Raw genomic sequence first — 15,319 nt, 5'->3', positions numbered from 1 at the left:
CTTTAAATTGCTTTCCAAACATCGGATGCGCCGGGCTCTTCTCCCTGCGTCCACCACTTGGCTTCATACACTTTCTGTTGATGCGTAACTCTGTCGCCTGCAACATAGGTAGTTGTACTATTCCAAGCTGGGTATTGGTTATTGGTGCTATCTTGAACGGTAATTGAGAAACTTACGGTCGTGCTTGCTTTGCCATCGGTGACATTAAGTTCAGCCTGAAAGGTTTGATCAGCCGTCACTTCAGGTGTTGAGATGGAAATCGTGTCACCTTCGCCACTAAAGCTAAGCGGTGCAGGAATACTCCAAATGAATGTCAGTGGGTCATTTTGGTCGTCAAACGCATGAGCATGCACTGTCGCTTGGCTATTTTCTGCGATGCTTTGGTTAGAAATTGGATTCACCGTAGGAGCGGTGTTGTCACCCCCTTTTACAACGCTAAGATTGCTGGTGTAAGCGGCATGTGGCAAAAAGACTTCGTTTGCTAATAAGGCGTTTGCATCAAACGCAATTGAACCATCCGGTTGCTTAACACCAATGTTGACCTTATTTCCGTAATTGCTATTAAGATAAAGAGCCAACTCAGCTTGCCATGTTGATGCATTAGTGGAGGTTACATTCAAGTTATGGCTAATTAATTCATTCCCAGATTGGTCAAACGTCCTAAACCACACGCTATCACCGGCTTTAGCATCTTGCCCTTGCTTTAAGAAATAGCCGCTGCTCACCCATTCTGGTGGCGTGCCTGTTGAGGTTATTGTGATATCAGAGCAATTGTAAAATCCCTCTCCTGCTACATCAAACCGCTGCCAACGGGTATATAAAACTGCATCGCCCTCACGGCCTTGCGGTATATCTATTTCCATTTTATAGAAGCGTTTACCTTCTGGATCCACAACGAAATCAATATTGCCAAATTCATTAATAAGCTCTAAATCATTCCAAGTCAGAGGAGATGTATCGCCATCGTAGTTTGGCTTTGACAGGAAAAACTGCCAAAAACTGGGATTATGAGGTGTTGTCGCCCTAAAGCTAATGGCAAGTTTATTTTGAGCGTTTGGCTCTACAACTGTACGCTGCCAGTGTGGTGAGACAACACTCATGCCACTTTTGTTTGGGTCACCAGCTGAGCAAAGCGTACCATTGGGGATATTCGCTTTTACTGCCTCTAAGTTATTGTAGTCAGCGGTATTGGTCGAAAATTCATGCTCTTGCACAAACTGAAAATGGCCTGAGTCTAGAAAAGCTGCTCGACACGCTAAATTTGGGATATTTGAGCCATCATCCGGCCACCAATAACCTCCTTGCGCTTGGCAGATCGCTTGTCTTGCTTTGGGAAAGTCCATAAAACCATGAGCTGAAACTGCGCTTGAAAGCAAAACTGAGGTTGCGCCCAAAAGACCAAGCGCATATTTACGGTGTAAACTATTCATGCTTATTCGCCTTTTATAAAGGGGAGCAAAGCTCCCCATTTATTATTTACAAGTTGCAAACCTTGGTATAGTCGCTACTGACTGATGGTTGCTTATTGCTCCACCATTTCGCTTCATATACCGCGTTTCCTTCAACAATTAAATCACCTTGAGCTGCATGTGTGCCCTGTGGCAAGTTCGGGTAAACCACAATTTGACTGATAGGTGTACCTTTACAGCTAGTTACCGGATCTGTAGGCCCTGTGCCAGGTGTTGCGATTGGTAGGTCGTTACATTCACTGGTAAATGCATAGCGATTACCGTCTTTCTCAACCACAAAGTTAACAGGACCAGAAATCGGCATGTAGTACATGACTTGGGCATTGATGGTTTCGCCAGGAGCAAAAGACTTAGGCGTACCACCCCATTCGTTCACAAGCGTGATCGAGAATCGATGGAATTCGTTTTCGAAGCCGCCAATATTATTTCCCGCAGCATTTGAGCCATTTACGTCCACTGCCATACCAAGCTTTTCTTGTGCATTCCAGTTAGATTTGAAAATTGCCGATGTTGCAACAGGAACATCAAACGAAATTTTTGCGCCACTCAAATCTATCGCTGAGTTGTTGGTAAAGGCAAAAGTTGGTGCAATTGGATAGTTAGCATCTCCGGCTGGGAAATCTTTAGCAACGAATGTGACATCAACCGCCGAAGCTGGTTTTACAAAAGTCTTATTTCCTTGTTTAACAGAGTATGGCGTGCCACTTTGATTAAACTTGTTGTAGGCTAAGCTTGTTAGCGATGAACCCATGAAATATTCATTCTTGCTCACATCATAATCGAAATCGCCTGCAAGCTCCCAGAACATGATACCGCCTAGTTCTTGGTTGATGACATAGTCGACTTTGGCGGCCATTGACTCTTCATCTTCTATGGATAGGAACACATTCTTAGTGGCATTCCAAAGCCAAGGAGCAACCGCTACCGAATCATAATGGCGCGTGTAGCTGCCATTAATTTGATGCTCAGGGTTATTAACTGGATCTAGTCCATAATCACTTAGGTAACTACCTAACACGCCATTTTGAAGGTTTTTAACATGCCAAAGTGGGTTCGAACCTGCCGGTACTTCTAAGCCAACGTCGTTCTTGTCGTGCCACAAGTTATCAATACCTACAGCACCATTACCACATTTATTCTTTTCACCGCTACCAGTTCCCGGAGGACAATCTGCTTGGTTAGGTAATGCAGCCTGCCCCCAAAGGCCATTTGTACCGCCTGTTACATCTCTAAAACCGCGAGTATAATAAGGAATACCAATGTTGATGCGTCCTGCGGAGACCGAGCCTCTGAAATATTTGACCGCCCAATCGGTATTGAGGTAACCAATTCCTTCAAACTCTTTGGTGCCATATACATTCCATTGTTTAAGCTCTGAATCTTCGCCAGTGTCGAATAGCGATGCGTTATGACCAACGTGCTGGTTCCACGCTCCGTGTAAGTCATAAGACATGATATTGACGTAATCTAGATACTTGGTGACCTGGAATGTCTCCATACCACGTAGAAGGTAACCTGAAGACGGTGATGCGATCGTCAATAGATAGTGTGTATTGTCTTGCTGACCTGCTTGATCTAATGCTTCTCTTAGCTTTTTCATTAACACTTGATAAGAAGCATTCAATGCTGCTCGACGCGGGTTTGATATCGCAAAATCATCCGGGTGACCGGAGTCGTTCATAGAAGATGGATATTCATAGTCGATATCGACACCATCAAAGTTGTATTTACGGATAAATTCAACTGAACTTGCTACAAACGCGTCAATACCAGCGTGATTCACGCTGCCATCTGCATTGGTCGTCATCGTATAGAAGCCACCGCTGGCAACTCGCTTACCTGTTTCGTCAAAGTAGCCACCAGTTTCTGCCCAACCGCCGACTGAGATCAAGGTTTTAACATCAGGATGCTGTTTCTTAAATTTGTTCAGCAAGTTAAAGTGACCGGTATAAGGAAGAGACGGATCCATCTCTGCACCAGCAACCCCCGGCCAAGTCATGTTCGTCGCTGCATTGTTAGGAGCTGTTGGATTGCCTATTGACACCTTGTTATTGGCATCAACGTGCGCGAAAGCGTAATTGATGTGGGTGATCTTATCCCAAGGAATATCATCAACTAGATAGCTCGGTTGACCATTCTTACCCGTTCTCCAACTAGTAAAGTAACCGATGACACGTCTAGGGTGATCAGTGCCCATTTTCTCGCGGCCATTCTCGTCGTAAATATCACAGTAGTTAGGCGATGTGTTAGGGGTCTGATATAGGCCATGTGGAACACAGTTGTTTACAACTGGTGGCGTTTCAACGACATTCGCACTGAGTACGCTCTCTGCTGTGGCACCGGTATTGTCTTCAACAATAAGTTTTAAAGTTACGGCGCCCAGTTGCGTTGGTGTCCAAGTATGCTGAGCTGGTGCTGTTGCACTTTCAAATGCGACTTGGTCGTTAATAAGCAGTGTTAGTTTTGCTATTGAGCCGTCGGGATCTGAACCTTCAAGAACGATGTCTACAGGCTGATTAATAACCAGATTATTACCTCCGCCTAACGAAAGGTTTGCTGTAGGTAACTGATTTCCAGCCGTATTAACGATGATATTTGTTGTTAACGTGTTGGACTCTGCTTGCTTGTCATCTGTCGCAACTACTGAAATTGCGTGTGTTCCAGCGGTTGCTGACCAGTTAAATGAAAAATTATCACCTGTCGCTGTGGTATCAATACCAACTGACGTGCCATCTACAAAAAACTCTACCTGCGCTACTTGGCCATCACTATCTGTTGCATTTACAGAGATGGCAACGCTGTCATTTTCGTTAAAAGCGCTGCCATCAGCTGGAAGTAAGCTCTGTACTGTCGGTGGTGTGTTGGTGACAACGCTGTCACAATCACCCAATTTTTTCCAATCATCCCACTGTCCAGAGTGGGTTACTGGATCAGCCTGAGTCCACCATTTCGCTTCAAAAGCTTGTTGCGATTTTTGTACTTGAGCGCCGCCATTATATGCCGAATTTTGTGACCATTCAGGTAAGCCATCACAATTATAAGCATATGAGTTAGCGCATAAAATGGCTCCGAGGATCGAAGCCATTTGCGATAATTTAAGGGTCTTTACATGTTGTTTCATAGTTTGGTTCTCCAACCATTTATTGTATTTGGTTAACAATAACAACATAAACCTAACACATAAATTCAATATGGCAACAACATTTTTCTCTAGCTGATGACGTTAACGTAAGCGTAAATTTGAGCTTGCTTTTCATCAAAATGTAACACTAAACAATTGATTAATATGCTTAGTTTTAGTTTGTGGATACATATAAATAAAACTGTAATTATTTAATATTAAGCGATAGTTACTAGCCTACTTCTTTAAAGTTTATACAGTTACCGGTTTGTTTCTTAAGCATATATTAAAAAGTTATTAATAAGGTTGAAGGGTAATATTAGACTTAAGGCGTATTTTAACGGTTTCTTGTCGTGGCTTCCTTTTTGAACTAAGTTTAAATTAATTCATTTAGGAGATTGAACTTTGGAATTTGCTGAGCTATCGACGACTTCAAATGAAGCGATACGAGTGCTTTGTCTCGATGATGAGACGAATGTGATACGGTCATTAAATCGCTTATTCCGTCAAAATGGAATACACGCAGAGCTCTGTAGTGATCCACAGCAAGCCTTGGCGCTGATCCGAGACTCCTCCTTTGAAGTTGTTATTAGTGATATGCGGATGCCTGAAATGGATGGCGCTACATTTTTGCATGAAGTAAAGCGTATTTGCCCAGATACACAACGGATATTACTGACAGGATACTCTGACCTTTCATCAACAATTAAAGCCATTAATGAAAGTGGGATCCATGCATATATTCAAAAGCCTTGGGATAACGATATACTCGTACATACTGTGAGAGAATGTTCAGAGAAATACAGGTTAAAAAGCGTCAATAAGAGACTAAATGAAGAGATAGTACAAAAAAATGCGCAACTCACTGAGTTAAATGAAAACCTTGAAGGACTTGTACAAAAACGCACTGCGCAGATCCGTAAAGTGTTAAGTCAATTAGAACAAGCTAATCAAAAAGAACGTAAAGAACATCGGGCTACCGTCGAGTTACTTTATAATTTTATGAATGCAAATCCATTTATCGATGGTAAAAAAGCGAAGAGCATAGCCAAATTATGTAAAATTATAGCTAAGAAGCTAGAACTTTCTAGTGAAGTAGCTGAAACGGCTATGATGTCAGGGTATTTAGCGGAAGTAGGTTTACTTGCTATGGACCCAGAAATTTATAAATCGCCACCCAGAAAACTAAGCGAAGCCCAAAAGAAAATTTATTATACGCATCCTTCCATTGCACAGCTTATGTTGATGCCAGCGCAGCACTTATCTGACGTATCCGAGGCGATTTATCATCAGTTTGAAAAATTTAATGGCCAAGGGATCCCAAAAGGTCTTAAAGGTAAAGAAATTCCTTTAGGCTCACAGATACTTGCAGTCGCCCGAGATTATTATGACAATTTATACTGCGCTAACGGTTCTGATAAAGAGAAAGCCGATTTAGCGTTAGATCTTATCCGAACCTATAGAGGGAATTTCTACTCCCCAGAAGTCGTTGATATTTTAGAGACAGCAGTGAGTAACAACGAGCTAGGCCAAGAGCAAGTCGGTTCGGTTGATATATTGACAACTGAAAAACTCAAGCCAGGCATGACATTAGGTTTAGCGCTTCACAGTAATCAAGGTATTTTATTGCTACCAAAAGGTCATACCTTTTCTGATAAGTCGATAGATAAACTTAAACAGCTGGAAACACAACGGCCAATCCCCTTTCGAATTATGGTCAAGCGATAATAATAGCTTACCGACTTATCGGCGACGGCACTATCGAATACTCGTTTGCTGGTGTTGTGTAGATGATAGTAAATATAGCTTTTAAGCCTTTAATTGGATCAATGTTATTGAGCGGTCAAATTATACTGGCTCGAGAATAACTAACTTGTATTCGCGCAACACGTTATAAGGAACACATCATACTATAAAGTCAATTAGCTTAGTTTATCTTCAGCTAAAACTATTAATAAAAAAGCCCAGTAAACTGAGCTCGTTCAATTACTAAACTAATCTAGTAGTTTATTAAGTGCTTGAAGCGGGTGTTTTGGTTTTTCTCCACTAAAGCGTTTAACCTGACACCGACAAGAGAAGCCAGTCACTAATATTTCATCTTGAGCTGCGTTATCAATATGATGCTGCCATGAGGATTCATAGAGCGCTTTTGAGTTTTCTTGATTTTGCGCTTCGTGGCCATAAGTTCCCGCCATGCCACAACACCCCGTATTAACCGCTTCTAAATTAGAGTTCAACTTATTAAAAATACCTTGCCAAACATTTTTAGATTCAGGCATCGCTGTTGTTTCTGTACAGTGACTTATCAACGTAAATTTTGATGGACTGATTGTCGCAGCCGTTGGGATATCGACTGTTGCAAGCCATTCATGCGCTAATTGTACCTTAAAGTCTCCCCTGCTCTCTTTAAGAATATCATTATATTCATCGCGATAGCACATCACCAAAGAGGCATCGAGCCCAACTAAAGGCCTGTTATATTCACTGACAGTATTTAAAAACTGTGCGGCAGTCTTCGCGGTCGATTTAAATTCCTTTAAAAAGCCTTTAACGTGTTGTGGCTTACCGTTTGGCTTGAATGGTAATACGAGTGGATAAAACCCTAGTTTTGATATAACTTGCACAAAGTCCGATACTAATTCTGCTTCATAGAAACTAGTAAACGGATCTTGAACAACAAATACCACGCTTTTTTGTTCTTCATCGCTTAACTTTTCAAAACTGCGCTCTGAATAGAAATATTTGTTCGGCACTAACTTGCTAAGCTGCACCTTACTTAGCGATGGGGAGTCAATATACCCAATCAGCCGTTCAACAAAAAAGTTGGATATGCGATTACTTTGTAGAGCGTTAACTAAATTTGGAAACTTAGCCATGGTAGGCAGTGCTCGCTCAATATTCGCAACTAAGTAGTCTTTAAATGGACGATTGTAACGGCTGTAGTAAAAGTTTAAAAACTTAGCTCGAAACGTAGGAACATCCACTTTTATTGGGCAAGCCGTTGTGCATGCTTTACAGGCTAAACATTCATCCATTGATGCTTTAACTTCATGGGAAAAGTCATATTCGTTTTTCTTTCGGGTATTGAGAAAGCGCTCCCACCAAGTGGTATCATTTTCATGATTGATTAATTGCTTTTCTGCAGCAATCAAATCGACCCCTTTATTGCTTTGTAGTCGTAACCACTCTTTAAATAGCCCAGCGCGTCCTTTTGGAGAGTTTCTACGATCTTTGGTTACCTTGTACGATGGGCACATTGGTGAGTTGTCATCATAGTTAAAGCAAAGTCCGTTACCATTACAATTGATTGGTGCTTCGTAGTTTACTTTTACTTCAGTTGGGATTGTACGATCAAACCAAGCTCTTTTCTGTGCATCGACTGACACTAATTGATCACTTGAATCCAGTGGTGTACAAATTTTTCCAGGGTTTAAGCGGTTGTTTTTATCAAACAAACTTTTAATTTTACGAAGTTCATTAAATAGTTGCTCACCGAAAAACTCGGGTCCATATTCACTTCGGTAACCTTTTCCATGCTCACCCCACATTAGTCCTCGGTATTTTGCAGTTAACGCTACGACTTTATCGGAGATCACACGTAGTAGTCTTTCCTGTTCGGGGTCGCACATATCAAGCGCAGGGCGCACGTGTAAAACACCGGCGTCAACATGACCAAACATGCCATAATCTAATTGGTAGCTATCAAGCAACTCTCTAAACTCAATGATAAAATCAGCAAGGTTTTCAGGTGGAACGGCTGTATCTTCAGCAAAAGCTAGTGGCTTTTTACTACCTTTTGCGTTACCCAATAAGCCAACTGACTTTTTACGCATCGCATAGATCTTAAGGATATCTGCTTTATTATTGGTAAGTTGATAACCAATTACACCTGCTTCTTTATTCGCAATAAGCTGATCTAATCGTTGACATAAACTATCGACTTTAGACGAAATTTCATCTTCGGATTCACCATTAAATTCAACCATGTTAAGACCTTGCATCTCAACACCTAGTACATCTTGGATTAAGTCCGATACTGAATGCCAAATGATGTCCTCTTTGGCAAGACCTAGAACTTTACTATCTACGGTTTCGACTGATGTAGCATTAGCGGACACTAAGAAAGGGCTGTTTCTAAGCGCTGATTCAAATGAGTCATATTTGATATTGATTAGGGTTTTATATGGCTGAATTGGCGTTAAATTAAGCTTTGCTTCGGTTACAACACCAAGCGAACCTTCAGAGCCTGTAATAATTCGAGACAAATCAAAAGTAGTTAGTGAATCGTCGAATACATTTTCGAGGTCATAACCGGTTAAAAAGCGATTTAGTCTCGGAAATTTTTCAAGTATAAGTGCTCGATTGTTTCGACAGATCTCGATGACATTCGCATAAATGTGAGAAGTCTTTGAGTTTTGCTCAGCTAGTAGCTCCGCTTTATCGATCGCTAACTTCGAGGTATTTAACTCTGTTCCATCCACTAAAAAGGTTTTAAGCCCAAGAACATGATCGCTTGTTTTGCCATAAACGAGTGAACCTTGGCCCGACGCATCAGTATTTACCATACCACCTATTGTTGCTCGGTTACTGGTGGAGAGATCTGGCGAAAAGAAATAGCCGTAAGGTCTTAGAAAGTCATTAAGCTGATCTTTGATCACACCCGCCTGAACTCGAACCCAGCCTTCTTGTTCATTGATCTCAAGAATTTCTCTCATGTGTCTCGAGAGGTCAATCACAATACCGGGTGTAAGTGATTGACCATTCGTACCAGTTCCTCCGCCTCTAGGACCAAAAGTGAGAGACAAAAATGGGTCTTGTTGAGCGATTTCAAGTGCAAGTTGTACGTCTCGATTTGTTCTAGGAAATAATACTGCTTGAGGGATTTCCTGATAGATACTATTGTCGGTTGACGTAACAAGACGAGTTGCATAACTCGTATCAATGTCCCCACTAAAACCTGCATCAGTTAGTTTACTTTGATAGAGGTTGATAAGTTCGTTTGCAGAATCCTGCTGACTAATATTTGCGATCATGACGGTATATTTTACTTGCTTTGAATTAATTGTATCACGAAGGATTAATGATCAACTTGAGAATTTTATGGTTTGTTACAATTGGAAATAGTTTATTTCACCACATACCTTATACTCATATTGTATAGGAGGAAATAACATGAAAATTATTTACGACCTTGTTGGTATTGTATTTTGTATTCTAGCATTGATCTTCTTTGTTGTGCCCGGTCCATCGGTTATCTTTTTACTGGCGGCTCTGGTGTGTTTCTCGATGAATCATGAAGGCGCAAAGAAGCACCTAAAAAATATGCAGCGTCTGTTTAAGCTTGGCTGCGAAAAGTTAGATAGGACATTTCAGAAATGAAATAGCCCCAATGTGTTGCATTGGGGCCATTAAATTATTTAGTAAACTTTTCAGCTAGATAAAGCCAAGTTTCAAGTACTGTATCTGGGTTAAGTGAAACCGAGTCAATCCCCTCTTCAACTAACCAAGCAGCAAAATCTTCATGATCCGATGGACCTTGACCACAAATACCTACATATTTGCCTTTCGCTTTAGCAGTTTGAATTGCCATTGAAAGTAGTTTCTTGATAGCTGGGTTTCGCTCATCAAACAGATGCGCAATCAGACCAGAATCGCGGTCCAGACCAAGTGTTAACTGGGTAAGGTCATTTGAGCCTATCGAGAAGCCATCGAAATATTCTAAGAACTCATCAGCAAGTAGGCAGTTTGATGGAAGTTCACACATCATAATGACTTTTAGACCATTCTCGCCACGTTTTAGACCATGAGCTTCAAGGATTTCAATAACTTGAGCCGCTTCTTCTAGGGTACGAACGAATGGGATCATGATTTCAACGTTGGTTAGATCCATCTCATTTCGAACACGTTTAATGGCTTCACACTCTAATGCAAAACACTCTCTAAAGTCTTCAGAAATGTAACGGGATGCGCCGCGGAAACCTATCATTGGGTTTTCTTCTTCCGGCTCATACTGCTGGCCGCCAACCAAGTTTGCATACTCATTTGACTTAAAGTCAGACATACGAACGATTACACGCTCTGGAGCAAATGCTGCACCTAGCGTAGAAATACCTTCAACTAACTTGCTGATATAGAACTCTACTGGTGATTCATATCCTGCGATTAGCTCTTTAATTTCAGCTTGTCGCTCTGCATCTTGCTTATCAAAATGAAGTAGTGCTTTAGGGTGAATACCAATCATACGGTTGATGATAAATTCAAGACGCGCAAGGCCGATACCTGCATGTGGTAACTTCGCAAAATCAAACGCGCGATCTGGGTTACCTACGTTCATCATTATCTTCATCGGAATAGCTGGCATTGCATCGATGCGAGAAGAAATAACATCGAATTCAAGTTCACCTTTGTAGATATAACCTGTGTCGCCTTCAGCACATGAAACTGTTACCGTGTCGCCATTGGTGATCAAATCGGTTGCATTACCACATCCAACCACAGCTGGGATCCCCAGCTCACGTGCAATGATTGCAGCGTGACAAGTACGTCCACCACGATTCGTTACGATAGCAGAGGCACGCTTCATGATAGGTTCCCAATCAGGATCCGTCATATCAGTAACAAGTACATCGCCTTGCTTTACCGAGTCCATTTGATCAATTGAAGACAAGACTTTAACTACGCCTGAGCCAATCTTATGACCGATTGCACGACCTTCAACAATAACTTCAGACTTTGATTTTAGCTGGAAGCGTTCCATTACGTTCGCATCTTCATTTGAACGGACGGTTTCTGGACGAGCTTGAACGATATAAAGCTTGCCGTCGTTACCATCTTTTGCCCATTCGATATCCATTGGACGACCGTAGTGCTTTTCGATAATAACAGCCTGTTTTGCTAAGTCTTCTACTTCTGCGTCTGTAATCGAGAATTGGTTAGATAGTGCTGAGTCTACATCAACAATCTCAACTTGCTTGCCGTGAGACTCATCACTTGAGTAGATCATTTGGATTGCTTTTGAGCCAATATTTCTCTTAAGAACAGCAGGTTTTGCTTTTGCAAGCGTTTGCTTATGAACATAAAATTCATCTGGGTTTACTGCGCCCTGAACTACCATCTCGCCTAAACCATAGCTAGAAGTAACGAAGACAACGTCTTCAAAGCCTGATTCGGTATCGATTGAGAACATAACACCAGACGAGGCTTTGTCTGAACGCACCATACGCTGAATACCAGCAGAAAGCGCCACGCCTCTGTGATCATAGCCTTGGTGAACACGGTAAGAAATTGCACGGTCATTGAATAGCGAAGCAAAAACATGCTTGATAGCGACCATTACGGCATCAATGCCACGAACATTTAGGAAAGTTTCTTGTTGGCCAGCAAAGGAGGCGTCTGGCATATCTTCTGCTGTTGCTGATGAACGAACAGCAAAGGAGACATCTTGGCTTGCGTCACCGTGTAACTGGCTATATGCGTCACGGATTGCTTTATCTAATTCTGGTTGGAATGGTGTATCGATAACCCATTGTCTAATCTGGGCGCCGACTTTGGCTAATTCGTTGACATCGTCAACATCGAGAGTATCTAGGATTGAGTGGATTTTTTCATTGAGGCCTGATTGCTCAAGAAATTCATTAAACGCATCAGCAGTTGTTGCGAATCCACCAGGTACTTGTACACCAGCGTTAGCAAGGTTAGATATCATTTCACCTAGAGAAGCGTTTTTACCACCAACTCGAGGTACATCTTGCATACCCAACTCTTGATACCAGAGAACGTAGTCTTGCACGGAACTGTCTCCAAAACAAATTGTATTAAATGTGAGAGATTAATTGACCTTTCCACTTGGTCAAGGGCATTCTACAACGGTAAGGCAGTCTTCGTAAACCGCGATGGCTTATTTTCAACAATTTCTGAATGAATAATAGCAAAATGAGAACAGCATTCTATATTTCCGATGGTACCGCTATCACCTCTGAAGTGTTTGGTCACGCAACGCTTTCAATGTTCCCTGTAGAATTTAATCACCAAACGATACCATTTGTAGAAACAGTAAAAAAAGCAAATGAAATCAAAAAATTAATAGACTCGGTTGCTGAGACTTCAGGTGAAAAACCATTGGTGTTTTTTACATTCGTTAATCCAGAATTGTCCGATATTATTTTATCGTCGCAAGGGGTTTGTTACGACTTTTTATCTTATGCGAGCGAAATAGTAAAAAGAGAGCTAAAAGTTCAGCCGGTGCCAAAAATGCACCGCACGCATAGCATTCACGAATCTTCTTATGATTTTAGAATAGATGCAGTTAACTACGCACTTGCAAATGATGACGGCGCAAATATTAAAGATTATGACGAGGCAGACATCATATTGGTAGGTGTCAGCCGCAGCGGTAAAACGCCGACAAGCTTATATTTAGCATTACAATATGGGATAAAAGCCGCGAATTATCCGATGACAGAGGATGATTTAGAAAGTGGAAGACTGCCTAAATGTCTAGATAAATACAAAGGTAAGCTCTTTGGCTTAACCATAGACCCCGAAAGACTAGCCGCAATAAGACAAGAGAGAATGGCAAACTCAAAGTACGCATCAATCAGACAATGCCGTATTGAAGTCAAAGAAGTTGAGATGCTATTTAAAAAGAATAAAACGCCTTACTTAAACAGTACACGTTATTCCGTTGAGGAAATATCAGCAAAGATTATTTCTGAAACTGGGTTAAAGCGCCATAAATACTAAAAAGGCCGCGATGCGGCCTTTTGTTTGTTATTTATACTGTTTTGCGAGCGTCTTTTAGTAGATCAGCAACTAAAAAGCCTAGCTCTAAAACTTGGTCTGCGTTTAGACGCGGATCACACTGGGTGCGGTAACGCTGAGATAAGTCTTCGTCTGATAGACCGTAGGCACCACCAACACACTCAGTGACGTGCTGCCCTGTCATTTCTAAATGCACACCACCAGGATAGCTCCCCTCAGCTTTATGCACTGCGAAGAACTGACTGATTTCTCTCAGGATATTGTTAAAACTACGTGTCTTATATCCAGTCGTCGCTTTTTCAGTGTTTCCGTGCATCGGATCCGAGGTCCAAATAACTTTGCGGCCTTCTTCTTGAATTCTACGAACTAATTTAGGCAGTTTTTCCGGCAGCACATCTGCACCCATGCGTGTGATAAGTGTTAGACGACCAGGAATATTATCAGGGTTAAGCGCATCGACAAGTTTAATTAACTCATCTTCTTGCATCCCTGGGCCAACCTTTACGCCAATAGGATTTTTAATACCACGGAAAAATTCGATATGAGCGTGATCTAATTGACGCGTACGTTCACCAATCCAAACAAAGTGAGCAGAACAATCGTACCAATCCCCAGATAAGTGGTCTCGTCTAGTTAACGCTTCTTCATAACCTAACAATAGCGCTTCGTGTGAGGTATAAAGCGGAGTTTCCTTCAGGCTTGGTGCTACTGTTGAATCAATGCCACAAACTTCCATAAACTCAAGTGCTTCTTGAATACGCTCTGCGAGTTGTTGAAATTTGTCTTTTAACGGATTTGCAGCTACGAAACTCATATTCCAGCGATTTACCTGATGCAGATCTGCAAGACCACCCTGCGCAAACGCGCGAAGTAGGTTAAGTGTTGCTGCAGACTGATGATACGCTTTCATCAATCTATCAGGATCTGGGATACGCGCTTCTTCCGTAAACTCAAAACTATTAACGATATCACCACGATATGAAGGTAAAGAAACACCATCAATGGTCTCAAAATCTGAAGAACGGGGCTTAGCATACTGCCCTGCCATTCGAGCGATTTTGACTACCGGGCATTTACCACCATATGTTAATACGACAGCCATTTGCAAAAGCGTCTTGAACGTATCACGAATATTAGCGGCACTAAAATCTGAAAACGATTCTGCGCAATCACCACCTTGCAATATAAAAGCTTTACCTTCGCAAACATCTGCAAGGCTTTTATACAAGCTTCGCGTCTCTTCTGCAAAAACGAGCGGCGGTGCTGAATTTAGTTCTTTTTCAACTGATTTTAACTTCTCTGAATTTGGGTATTCAGGTTGCTGCAAGATAGGTTTATCTCTCCAGCTATTTGGGCTCCAATTAGCCATTGTATTTTCCTCATTCCAATATGTGTTACCACCATTGAACAGTACCCCAAGCCCCCTTATTCATCAAGGAAAAACTTTAGTTTGTTTTTAACTAGAACACATCATACTATTTTAGTTTTTAGTAACGTGAAACTTTAGCTAAAATGTTCTATGACTTAATCAAGGTATTAGACTTCTTAAGATATGGTGGTTTTTAATACATCTTTCCAGCTAGCAAAAAAGCAGACCTAAAGTTGGCGACTATCAGACTTGGAAGATCTGATCTTTAAATCGCTATAATGAGTATCATCACGCATTTTGAGTGAATTGAAGACCCTGGAACCTATACCAGTATCAAACATAATCTTGTCGAAGTCTTGTTTTTCACTTTGAGTGCCTTGATTAGAAGTCAATTCAAGAATTTGTGATCAAGCGGGACCTCACCTACCTCTTCAGAAAATCATCTTACAGAGCATTTATATACAAAGATGACACACTGACTTTAGCTTATTATTATGTTAAATTGATGTTTATTTAAGTTCAGACTAGTAATTGCTGTAGTGACTCGTCGTATTTTATGAGTAGGAAGGAAGCAAGAAAAAATGAGTCTATAGTGATTGC

Annotated in this window: 8 protein-coding genes; 3 read left to right on the top strand and 5 right to left on the bottom strand. The window is 41.4% G+C overall.

The annotated features are described in order from the left end of the window. Window positions 1-2: 2 nt before the first annotated feature. Both MHN32_RS08825 and MHN32_RS08820 read right to left on the bottom strand, forming a co-directional pair. Entirely contained in the window at window positions 3-1,430 is a 1,428-nt protein-coding gene (locus MHN32_RS08825) for a lytic polysaccharide monooxygenase (protein ID WP_095726509.1), read from the bottom strand. Window positions 1,431-1,476: 46 nt separating this feature from the next. Further along, complete coding sequence (locus MHN32_RS08820; RefSeq protein ID WP_239421531.1) at window positions 1,477-4,590, bottom strand: glycosyl hydrolase family 18 protein; 3,114 nt, start codon at window positions 4,588-4,590, stop codon at window positions 1,477-1,479. Window positions 4,591-4,995: 405 nt separating this feature from the next. On the opposite strand from MHN32_RS08820, the gene MHN32_RS08815 reads away from it, so the two are divergent. Beyond that, complete coding sequence (locus MHN32_RS08815; RefSeq protein WP_239421530.1) at window positions 4,996-6,318, top strand: HD domain-containing phosphohydrolase; 1,323 nt, start codon at window positions 4,996-4,998, stop codon at window positions 6,316-6,318. A 266-nt stretch (window positions 6,319-6,584) separates the two neighbouring features. On the opposite strand, the gene MHN32_RS08810 is transcribed toward MHN32_RS08815, so the two are convergent. Continuing rightward, window positions 6,585-9,623, bottom strand: a complete 3,039-nt coding sequence (locus tag MHN32_RS08810; protein ID WP_239421529.1) for an FAD-binding and (Fe-S)-binding domain-containing protein — start codon at window positions 9,621-9,623, stop codon at window positions 6,585-6,587. 139 nt (window positions 9,624-9,762) lie between these two features. Between MHN32_RS08810 and MHN32_RS08805 the strand changes: the two genes are divergently transcribed. Continuing rightward, a complete protein-coding gene (locus tag MHN32_RS08805; RefSeq protein ID WP_239421528.1) occupies window positions 9,763-9,969 on the top strand; it encodes a YbaN family protein in 207 nt (68 codons plus the stop codon). A gap of 34 nt (window positions 9,970-10,003) precedes the next feature. Here MHN32_RS08805 and ppsA read toward each other — a convergent pair whose 3' ends face one another. Next, the gene (gene ppsA / locus MHN32_RS08800) at window positions 10,004-12,379 is read right to left on the bottom strand and encodes a phosphoenolpyruvate synthase (RefSeq protein WP_239421527.1); all 2,376 of its coding nucleotides are present in this window, start codon (window positions 12,377-12,379) and stop codon (window positions 10,004-10,006) included. Window positions 12,380-12,522: 143 nt separating this feature from the next. Between ppsA and MHN32_RS08795 the strand changes: the two genes are divergently transcribed. Next, on the top strand, window positions 12,523-13,332 hold the full coding sequence (locus MHN32_RS08795) for a pyruvate, water dikinase regulatory protein (protein ID WP_010605526.1): 810 nt from the start codon (window positions 12,523-12,525) through the stop codon (window positions 13,330-13,332). A 31-nt stretch (window positions 13,333-13,363) separates the two neighbouring features. Here the strand turns inward: MHN32_RS08795 and MHN32_RS08790 are convergent, their stop codons facing one another. After that, window positions 13,364-14,719 carry a 3-deoxy-7-phosphoheptulonate synthase class II gene (locus MHN32_RS08790; RefSeq protein ID WP_010605527.1) on the bottom strand — a complete coding sequence of 452 codons (1,356 nt, stop codon included), beginning with the start codon at window positions 14,717-14,719 and terminating at the stop codon, window positions 13,364-13,366. Window positions 14,720-15,319 lie beyond the last annotated feature (600 nt).

It is taken from the genome of Pseudoalteromonas sp. Of11M-6 (genome assembly GCF_022347905.1).
Lineage (GTDB): Bacteria > Pseudomonadota > Gammaproteobacteria > Enterobacterales > Alteromonadaceae > Pseudoalteromonas.
The sequence above is the reverse complement of the archived record's forward strand: the minus strand, read 5'-3'. Positions and strand labels throughout refer to the sequence as shown.